We start from the raw sequence: 8468 nt of genomic DNA, 5'->3' as shown, positions 1-8468 counted from the left end.
TGGAGCGTGGAACGCTTGAACAACTTTACGCCAACATCGAAAAAGACCTTTTGGAAGGCATTTCGCTTGTTGGAACCAAGTATGCACGGCCCAAGTTCCACTTTACCAAGCAGGCCGCTTACGCTTTCGCCACGCGTTTTTATCTCTATGCCCAACAATATGATAAGGCCATTAAGTATGCCGACTTGGTGCTAGGCAACCAACCGGGCGACATACTGCGCAATTGGGCCGAGTGGAACCAACTGGGCCCAAGCGGAAACGTTCAACCCAACGCATTTGTGCAAGCATCCAACAACGCCAACATCTTGTTGTTGCCCGTTCCCTCCGAGTGGGGCGTGATAAGCATCCCCGTATTGGCTGGAAGTAAGTACGCGCACGGCGAGATGCTGAGCAAAAACGAAACGCTACAAGCGCCAGGGCCGTGGGGAAACAGCGGAACAGAATTGCTCTACACCGTTACTTACAACAACGGCGTGTCGAAATACGCCTTGCGTAAGATACCATACGTGCCGCGCGTGATTGACGTAACGGCTGGTATCGGCATCCCTTACAGCGAGTATGCCGTGTTCAACACCGACGTTACCCTGCTAGAACGTGCCGAGGCCTACGCACTTTCGGGAAAATACGCCGAGGCTTTGAAGGACATCAACACCGAGTTGACGGCTTTCTCGAAAAAGAAAATGCAGCTTACACTCGACCAAATTAAGGATTTCTACAACTCGCAGGCTTATTACACCCCCACTAAGCCCACGCCGAGAAAAGCCCTTAACCCGCTTTTCGCGATAGAAAAAACCACGCAAGAGCCGCTGTTGCAGTGCCTGTTGCAGTTGCGACGCATCCTAACCATACACGAAGGGTTTAGGTTGCAGGACGTGAAACGCTATGGAATAACAATGTATCGCAGGCAAGTAGACGTGCAATCGAAGGTTAACGCCGTTACCGACTCGATGAAAGTGGGCGACCCACGCTTGGCCATACAGTTGCCGCAAGACGTTATTTCTGCCGGAATAACGCCCAATCCCCGTAACAAATAAAAAACATACGCTCATGAAGAAGTATCTATATCTAGTGGCAAGCGCATGCTTATGCTGCGGCGCAATATTGCAGTCGTGCAGCGAGGGCAAGCTCAGCGGCGACTCCATATTCTCTACCGAAGCGCAGAAGAGAAACGCTTTCGACCAATGGTTGTACAAAAACTACACCATGCCTTATAACATAGATTTTCAGTATCGCCTTAAAACGGAAGAAACCGACAAGGCCTATAACTTCGTGCCAGCCGATTCGGCCAAGACCGCAAAGTTGGCCATCATCACCAAGTTTATGTGGTTCGACCCCTATGCAGAAACCATTGGGCTCGACTTTGTGAAAGAAAACGTGCCGCGTATCATCGTGGCCGTGGGCATTCCAGGCTATACACGCTACCGAACAGAAGTGGTGGGCAGTGCCGAAGGCGGCTATAAGGTGACGTTGAGCAAGGTGAACGCCCTTACCGACGACCTGCTGAAAGACTATCACAGCATGACGGGCTTTTATTTCCACACCATGCACCACGAGTTTATGCACATCCTGAACCAGAAAAAGCCCTACGATGAGTCGTACGACAACATCTCGCGTGCCGACTATGTAAGCGGAAACTGGACCTCCGTGCCCGAAAAGCGGGCATACGCGCTGGGTTTCGTGTCGCCCTATTCGATGGAAAACCCTGCCGAAGACATTGCCGAACTCTACTCCATATACGTTACCAGCACGCCAGACGAATGGAACACCATTTTGAAGGCTGCCGGAACTAAGGGCACAAGCATCATCAATAGGAAACTGAAGATGGTGCGCGACTATATGAAAAACTCCTGGAATGCCGACATCGACCTGCTGCGCAACGCCATATTGCGAAGAGGTGGGAAGATATCCACGCTCGATTTGAACAGCTTGAACTAACAAAGCGGCGAATATGAAGATTAAAAACATTAAAGAAGAAGTAAACGATAAGCAAATGAAAAAGGCATATTTCCTATTCATGGCTGTGGTGCTAACGCTATTGATGCAAGCGTGTTTGCACGACAACAAAACAGCTTTCGACCTTCCTGCCGCACAGCGGATAGACCAAAGCGTGGCCGAATATACCGCGCTTTTAGAGTCGTCGGAGGGTGGTTGGATGCTGCAATACTAAGCAGGGAAGAATTATAGCTACGGCGGCTACACGCTGTTGTTGAAGTTCAAGGATGGACAGGTTACCGCCATGGGCGACGTGTTGGACCCCGAGGTGAAGGCCACTTCGGATTATGAAGTGGTGAAAGACCAAGGCCCCATGCTCTCTTTCAACGTCTATAACAAGGTGATACATCCCCTTGCCGAGGCGTGGTTGGGCAATCCCGACGGCATACAAGGCGACTATGAGTTCTCCATTCTCCGCGCAACAGCAGATACGGTTGTGCTTAGAGGTAGGAAATGGAAGAACGAAATGGTGCTGACACGCCTGCCGAAAGATGCCAATTGGGAGGAAATGATGATGGGCATCATCAACGTAAAAGATGGAATGAGCGTGAGCACCTATAACTTTATTCACGGCAACGACACCTTGGCGCAAGGCACCATCGACCCCACAACACGCCGACTCACCGTTACCTTGGGGCAAACCAAATGGGATATGCCCTACTGCACCCATGCAACGGGCATCGTACTTCGCCAACCTATCGTTATCGGCGATAAGCAATACCAGAACTTTACATGGGACGAAACCGACAAAGTGCTTACCGACAACGACCTGAAACTGGCGCAGTTCGTACCAAAGAACCATAAAACGCTAGACTTCTGGGTGGGCGAATGGCAATTGAAAACAAGCCTGAGAAAGCGCATTACGCTAACTTTGGAACTTGGAACGGCCGCCAACACCCTGAAAGGACACTTGCTTTACGACAAGGTTAGCTACGAACTGCAACTTACTTACGACCCCGCCACAGGACGTATTGAACTGCCTGGCCAACCCGTTATCGACCCAACCTATAAGTATCCCGCAGGAATTGTACTCATTCCCGCATCCCTAAAAGAGAAAAAACTGTTTGGCGAAGGTAAGGGCAGCATGTATTTCACATGGAATGGAGACATGGAACGGGCCGATGCAGAAGACAGTGGGCAGGTAACGGGCCACACCGTAGACTCGTTCTTGGGCGTTGCCTACGGCGAAGACCTAAGTCCCATACTCGATCCGAAGGGTGATTATGTGTACGCTTTCACGTTGCCGAACATTGAATACATGAGGAAAATTAAATAAGAAGAATGATGAACAAGTTCATTTCCATATCGTTGGCCACAGCCTTGGCCGCTTTTGTCGTGGCGTGTAGCAGCGACAAAGAACTGCCAGAGTATGCCGCAGGGCTCTCTGTGGTAAAGGCACAAACCGCATTTGGCGTGCTTGGCGGAACGCAAGAGGTGACATTGGCTGCACAACCGGCACAAGCTTATGCGCAAGATGCGTGGCTGACCGTGAAGACTAAGGCCGAAACCATTGCCCTGACTGCCGAAACGAACACCAGTGCGCAAACGCGAAACACCCTTTTAGTAATAAAAAACCAACAGGGCGACTCGATTACACTTAACGTTCAGCAAGAAGGCGTTGCCTTCGGACTGCCTGTTGGCGAAGACATTTACACCGGCGACGAGGCTTTCTCAAAGTCTTTCACAACGCCATCTAACGTGCCCGTAACTTACCACGGCACCGAAAGCTGGATAACTGTAGAGGATAAAGGCGGCGCAATTGAGGTAAAGTTGGCTGCAAATGCCACAGGAAAACCACGCGTGGGCTGGGTAACAGCCAAGGCCGTTGGGCTTACCGACTCGCTTAAAGTGGTGCAAGCTGCCCTGTCAGATGTTGAAGGCGAATACATACAAACGGCTTTAATGCGACTGCCCAATAGGGAACTGGAAGAGAAAACCACTAACGTTCGCATCGTGGCAACAGGTAACAACAAGGCCAACTTTATCGTTGAAGGCAAGTATGCGTGGGAAGTGGCTTTTACTCCGGGTAAGGGTTTCACCATGAATAATGGCAAGATAGTGGGCAAAAACGAAGTTAAACCAGGCGTGTACGAGTATCTTATCACCGTGATTGTGGCAGATGATTTCAGAAAAGGACACGAAACAGCCATCAACGGAACGAAAGAAAGCGTGTTGCTTACTTTCGACGATAAGGGTAATTTCGTTTTTAAAGAGGCGCAAAAAATTGCATCCGAACAAACATTCTCTTCCTATGGCTGGAACCGTTTCTCCGATTCGAAACCCGTTATGGGCGCTTTTCGCGGTATTGGCGAGGTGTTTGTGAAACCCAAACTCACGCGCAAACCTTAATCCGCACTGCACTATTGGCATTAACGCACTAAGCTTTTAGGCGCGCCGCGCAAGTATTTTGCCACTTGGCATAGGTACTTGCAGGGCGCGCCTTTTGCGTTTCTATGCCATAAATCTGTTATTCTAGTTTTTCGGAGTTAAGAAGTTAAGGAGTTAGAGTTAAGGAGTTAAGGAGTTAAGGAGTCAGGGAGTTAAGCCAAATGTCTAGTTACAGAGTGGACGATAATTCTTGTCAACTCGTTAACTTGTCAACTCGTTAACTAACATCCTAGTTAAGGAGTTAAGCCAAATGCCTAGGTGGCGTTAGCCGTCTTTTCACCCTTTCACCTTTTCACCTTGTCACTTTTAGATGTTAAGCCAAATGCCTAGGTGGCGTTAGCCATCTTTTCACCCTTTCACCTTTTCACCTTTTCACTTTTAGATGTTAAGCCAAATGCCTAGGTGGCGTTAGCCATTTTTTCACCCTTTCACCCTTTCACCTTTAGATGTTAAGCCAAATGTCTAGTTGCAGAGTGGACGACAATCCTTGTCAACTCGTCAACTTGTTAACTTGTCAACTCGTTAACTAGTTAACTCGCAAACCCACAGCCTTGTCAATTTTTCGGTATAGATTTTAACATTATGAGTGGCCTTTTTATCAACCAACCGCCAACCTTGCCGCAAAAAATCGATTCTCGCGAAGGTTTGTTTGGGTGCAAAAAGGGGGTAGTTGTGCATGTGGGCAAAATGAATATTTATTTAAACGAACTGCCACTAACACCCGTTTTGGGGCCATTTTCAGCAAAATGAAGTGCGTTTTGGTGCTAAATGCAGTGCAATATGGTGCAAAACGCAGTGCGTTTTGGTGCTAAATACAATGCGTTTTGGTGCTAAACGCAAGGCAAAATGGTGCTAAATGCAGTGTAAAATGCTGAGAAATGCAAGGTAAAAAGCATAATAATTCACCGCAATTGGTATAAACATACCTATTGGAACCATTAAAAACATGGCCGAAAAGGGCAAAATACCCATTAAAATGTGGCATTTTAGGGGCTAAATGCAGGTTTTGGGGGGTGAAAAAACAACGAACTTGGCACCAAATAGAAAGGCAAAATGGTGCAAAATGCAGCTCCTTTTCTTAAAAACGAATATATTGAAAGGAGTGAAAGGCTAGAAAAAGTGGCAATTTACCTACTTTATGGCCTATATTTTCGCTAGAACGGAGCGAAAATCAGAGCCGTTTTGTAAAATAAAAGATAATGATTTAAGTTTTGAGTTGATGAGCTTTTGAGTTTTTGAGTCGGGGTGTTTTTGAGTGAATGAGTTTTTGAGTGGATGAGTTTTTGAGCTGGGGAGTTTGTGAATTTGTGAGTTAATTCTTCGGGAGTTGTTAGACTTTCGTGAGTTTATAAGCCAGTGAGTTGACTTGTCCTGCACTCCTCTCAATTTATAGAAATATTAATCAAGGAGTTAAGGAGTTAGGGAGTTAAGGAGTTAAGCCAAATGCTTTATGGTGAGGAGTTAAGGAGTTATCGAGTTAAGGAGTTAAGCCAAATGCTTTATAGCGAGGAGTTAAGGAGTTATCGAGTTAAGGAGTTAAGCCAAATGCTTTATGGTGAGGAGTTAAGGAGCTATCGAGTTAAGGAGTTGAGCCAAATGCTTTATAGTGAGGAGTTAAGGAGTTATCGAGTTAAGGAGTTAAGCCAAATGCCTAGGTGGCGTTAGCCATTCTTTCACCTTTTCACCCTTTTACCTTTAAAAGGCGTTAGCCATTTTTTCACCTTTTCACCTTTTCACCTTTAAAAGGCGTTAGCCATTTTTTCACCTTTTCACCTTTTCACCTTTAAAAGGCGTTAGCCATTTTTTCACCCTTTCACCTTTTCACCTTTAAAAGGCGTTAGCCATCTTTTCACCCTTTCACCTTTTCACCTTTTCACCTTTTCACCTTTTCACCCTTACCCATTTCCCTTTATCAGCTTTCGCAAACAAAGTATTGATATTTATCAAGATAGTGTATGAAAGTTAAGCAATTAAGTTCTATCTTTGCATCGTCAGTAGAACCTACACTTAAACGTTTATTAATTGCAGAAATGAAAAGAATAAAGCTTTGGTTAGCAGCTGTTGTGCTGCTCCCCACCATGTGTTTCGCCCAGAAATGGGAAAACTTGGCACAAACTCCGCAGATGGGATGGAGTTCGTGGAACAAGTTCCAAGGCAACATTAACGAAGACATTATCAAGGGAATTGCCGATGCCATGGTTTCTAGTGGACTGCGTGATGCGGGTTATACCTATATTAATATAGACGATTGTTGGCATGGACAGCGCGATGCCGACGGCTTTATACAACCCGGCCCTAAGCATTTTCCTAGCGGAATGAAGGCTTTGGCCGATTATGTACACGCTCGTGGACTGAAACTTGGCATTTATAGTGATGCCGGAACGGAAACTTGTGCAGGGCGTCCAGGGTCGTTAGGGCACGAATATCAAGATGCTTTGCAATATGCCCGTTGGGAGGTAGACTATCTGAAATACGATTGGTGCAACACAACTAACGTCAATCCTCGCGGTGCTTACCAGCTAATAAGCGATGCCCTTTGTGCTGCGGGCCGCCCCATTTTCCTCTCGATGTGCGAGTGGGGCGACAACCAGCCTTGGCGTTGGGCAAGAGATATTGGCCATTCGTGGCGCATTGGGCCAGACATTTGGTGTTCGTTCGACTCTACGCGCGTGTTTCACACCTACGTGCAATATAGTGTTTTAGACTGTATCAACAAGAACGACAGCCTTCGCCGCTATGCTGGCCCTGGTCATTGGAACGACCCCGACATGCTTGAAGTGGGCAATGGGCTTACCGTTAACCAAGACCGCGCCCACTTCACGATGTGGTGCATGATGGCTAGTCCGCTTATCCTAGGCAACGATGTGCGCAACATGAGTGCCGAAACGAAAGCCATACTCACCAATCGCAACCTTATCGCCATTAATCAAGACAGGCTTGGCGTGCAAGGTTTGCGCTTTCTTAGTCGCGATGGACTGGATTATTGGTTTAAACCGCTGACAAACAGCGATTGGGCGATGACCATTTTCAACCCTACCCGCAAGTCCATTGCCTGCAATCTTAATTGGCAAGACTTTAACTTTACCGACGATGAGGTGAGTAAACGGAGCACCGAGTTCGACAAGTATATATATAAGGTGAAGAATTTGTGGACTGGACGTATGGAAGGAAAAACTTCTACCAAGCAGAAAGTAGAACGCAAACTTGTTGTTCCTGCACAAGATGTGATTGTTTATCGGCTTGTAAGGTAGCGAGGAGTTATCTTCGAGGAGTTAAGGAGTTAAGGAGTTAAGGAGTTAAGCCAAGTGCATAGGTGGCGTTAGTCATTTTTTCACTCTTTCACCTTTTCACCTTTTCGACCTTTCACTTTCCCAATCTCTCATATTACAATAACATATAATAATGAAAAGAATAACGCTCGTTTTGGGGCTTTTCCTATTGGTAAGTCTTGCCGTTGTGGCACAAATACGTGGTAACGAAATTGTTGTGCAGGTGCAACCCAACCACGCCGATTGGAACTATCGGCTGGGCGAAGAGGCCATTTTCAACGTGGCAGTATTAAAGAACGGCTGTCCGTTGCCGCAAGCGAAGGTGGATATCGAGGCTGGCCCCGTGATGTATGCCGATGTTAAACGCAGCGGCGTGGTGCTAAAAGATGGTACAACCACATGGAAAGGTACGATGAAAACGGCTGGTTTCTATCGCCTTAAAGTGTGGGCGCACGTGGGCGAGAAGACTTACGAAGGTCTTTGCACCGTGGGTTACGCCCCCGAAACGCTGCAACCCACCGACAATTGCCCAGTCGACTTCGACCAGTTTTGGGCCGATGCCTATGAGAAAGCAAGTTATTACCCGCTCGAAGCCCATCGCCGGCTGCTGCCCGAACGCTGCACCGAGCGCGTGCAAGTTTACGAAGTGAGCTTTAACGGACTTAATCCCGGCAACCGAATTTACGGCATTCTCTGCATACCCACGGCCTACGAAGATAAACGTCCTGCGTTACTTCGCGTTCCAGGAGCGGGCGTCAGGCCCTACCAAGGCGACGTAGAAGAGGCCAATATCGGGGCGATTACCCTCGAAATAGGTGT

General features: G+C 47.4%; 6 protein-coding genes and 1 pseudogene. All 7 read left to right on the top strand.

The genetic code is table 11. The features are described from left to right. On the top strand, positions 1-1034 hold a 1034-nt coding region (locus BN93_RS10035; RefSeq protein WP_044260400.1), incomplete at its 5' end, for a RagB/SusD family nutrient uptake outer membrane protein. A gap of 13 nt (positions 1035-1047) precedes the next feature. Next, positions 1048-1935, top strand: a complete 888-nt coding sequence (locus BN93_RS10030; protein WP_044260398.1) for a zinc-binding metallopeptidase — start codon at positions 1048-1050, stop codon at positions 1933-1935. 55 nt (positions 1936-1990) lie between these two features. Next, positions 1991-3268: pseudogene (locus tag BN93_RS10025) on the top strand (DUF4302 domain-containing protein). A gap of 8 nt (positions 3269-3276) precedes the next feature. Then, the gene (locus tag BN93_RS10020) at positions 3277-4341 is read left to right on the top strand and encodes a BACON domain-containing protein (RefSeq protein WP_044260497.1); all 1065 of its coding nucleotides are present in this window, start codon (positions 3277-3279) and stop codon (positions 4339-4341) included. 621 nt (positions 4342-4962) lie between these two features. Further along, complete coding sequence (locus tag BN93_RS18640) at positions 4963-5130, top strand: hypothetical protein (protein WP_019188198.1); 168 nt, start codon at positions 4963-4965, stop codon at positions 5128-5130. Positions 5131-6410: 1280 nt separating this feature from the next. After that, a complete protein-coding gene (locus tag BN93_RS10015) occupies positions 6411-7631 on the top strand; it encodes a glycoside hydrolase family 27 protein (RefSeq protein WP_019188197.1) in 1221 nt (406 codons plus the stop codon). Between the two features lie 151 nt (positions 7632-7782). After that, on the top strand, positions 7783-8468 hold a 686-nt coding region (locus tag BN93_RS10010; RefSeq protein WP_044260496.1), incomplete at its 3' end, for an acetylxylan esterase.

It is taken from the genome of Prevotella conceptionensis 9403948 (assembly GCF_000312305.1).
GTDB lineage: Bacteria > Bacteroidota > Bacteroidia > Bacteroidales > Bacteroidaceae > Prevotella > Prevotella conceptionensis.
The sequence above is the reverse complement of the archived record's forward strand: the minus strand, read 5'-3'. Positions and strand labels throughout refer to the sequence as shown.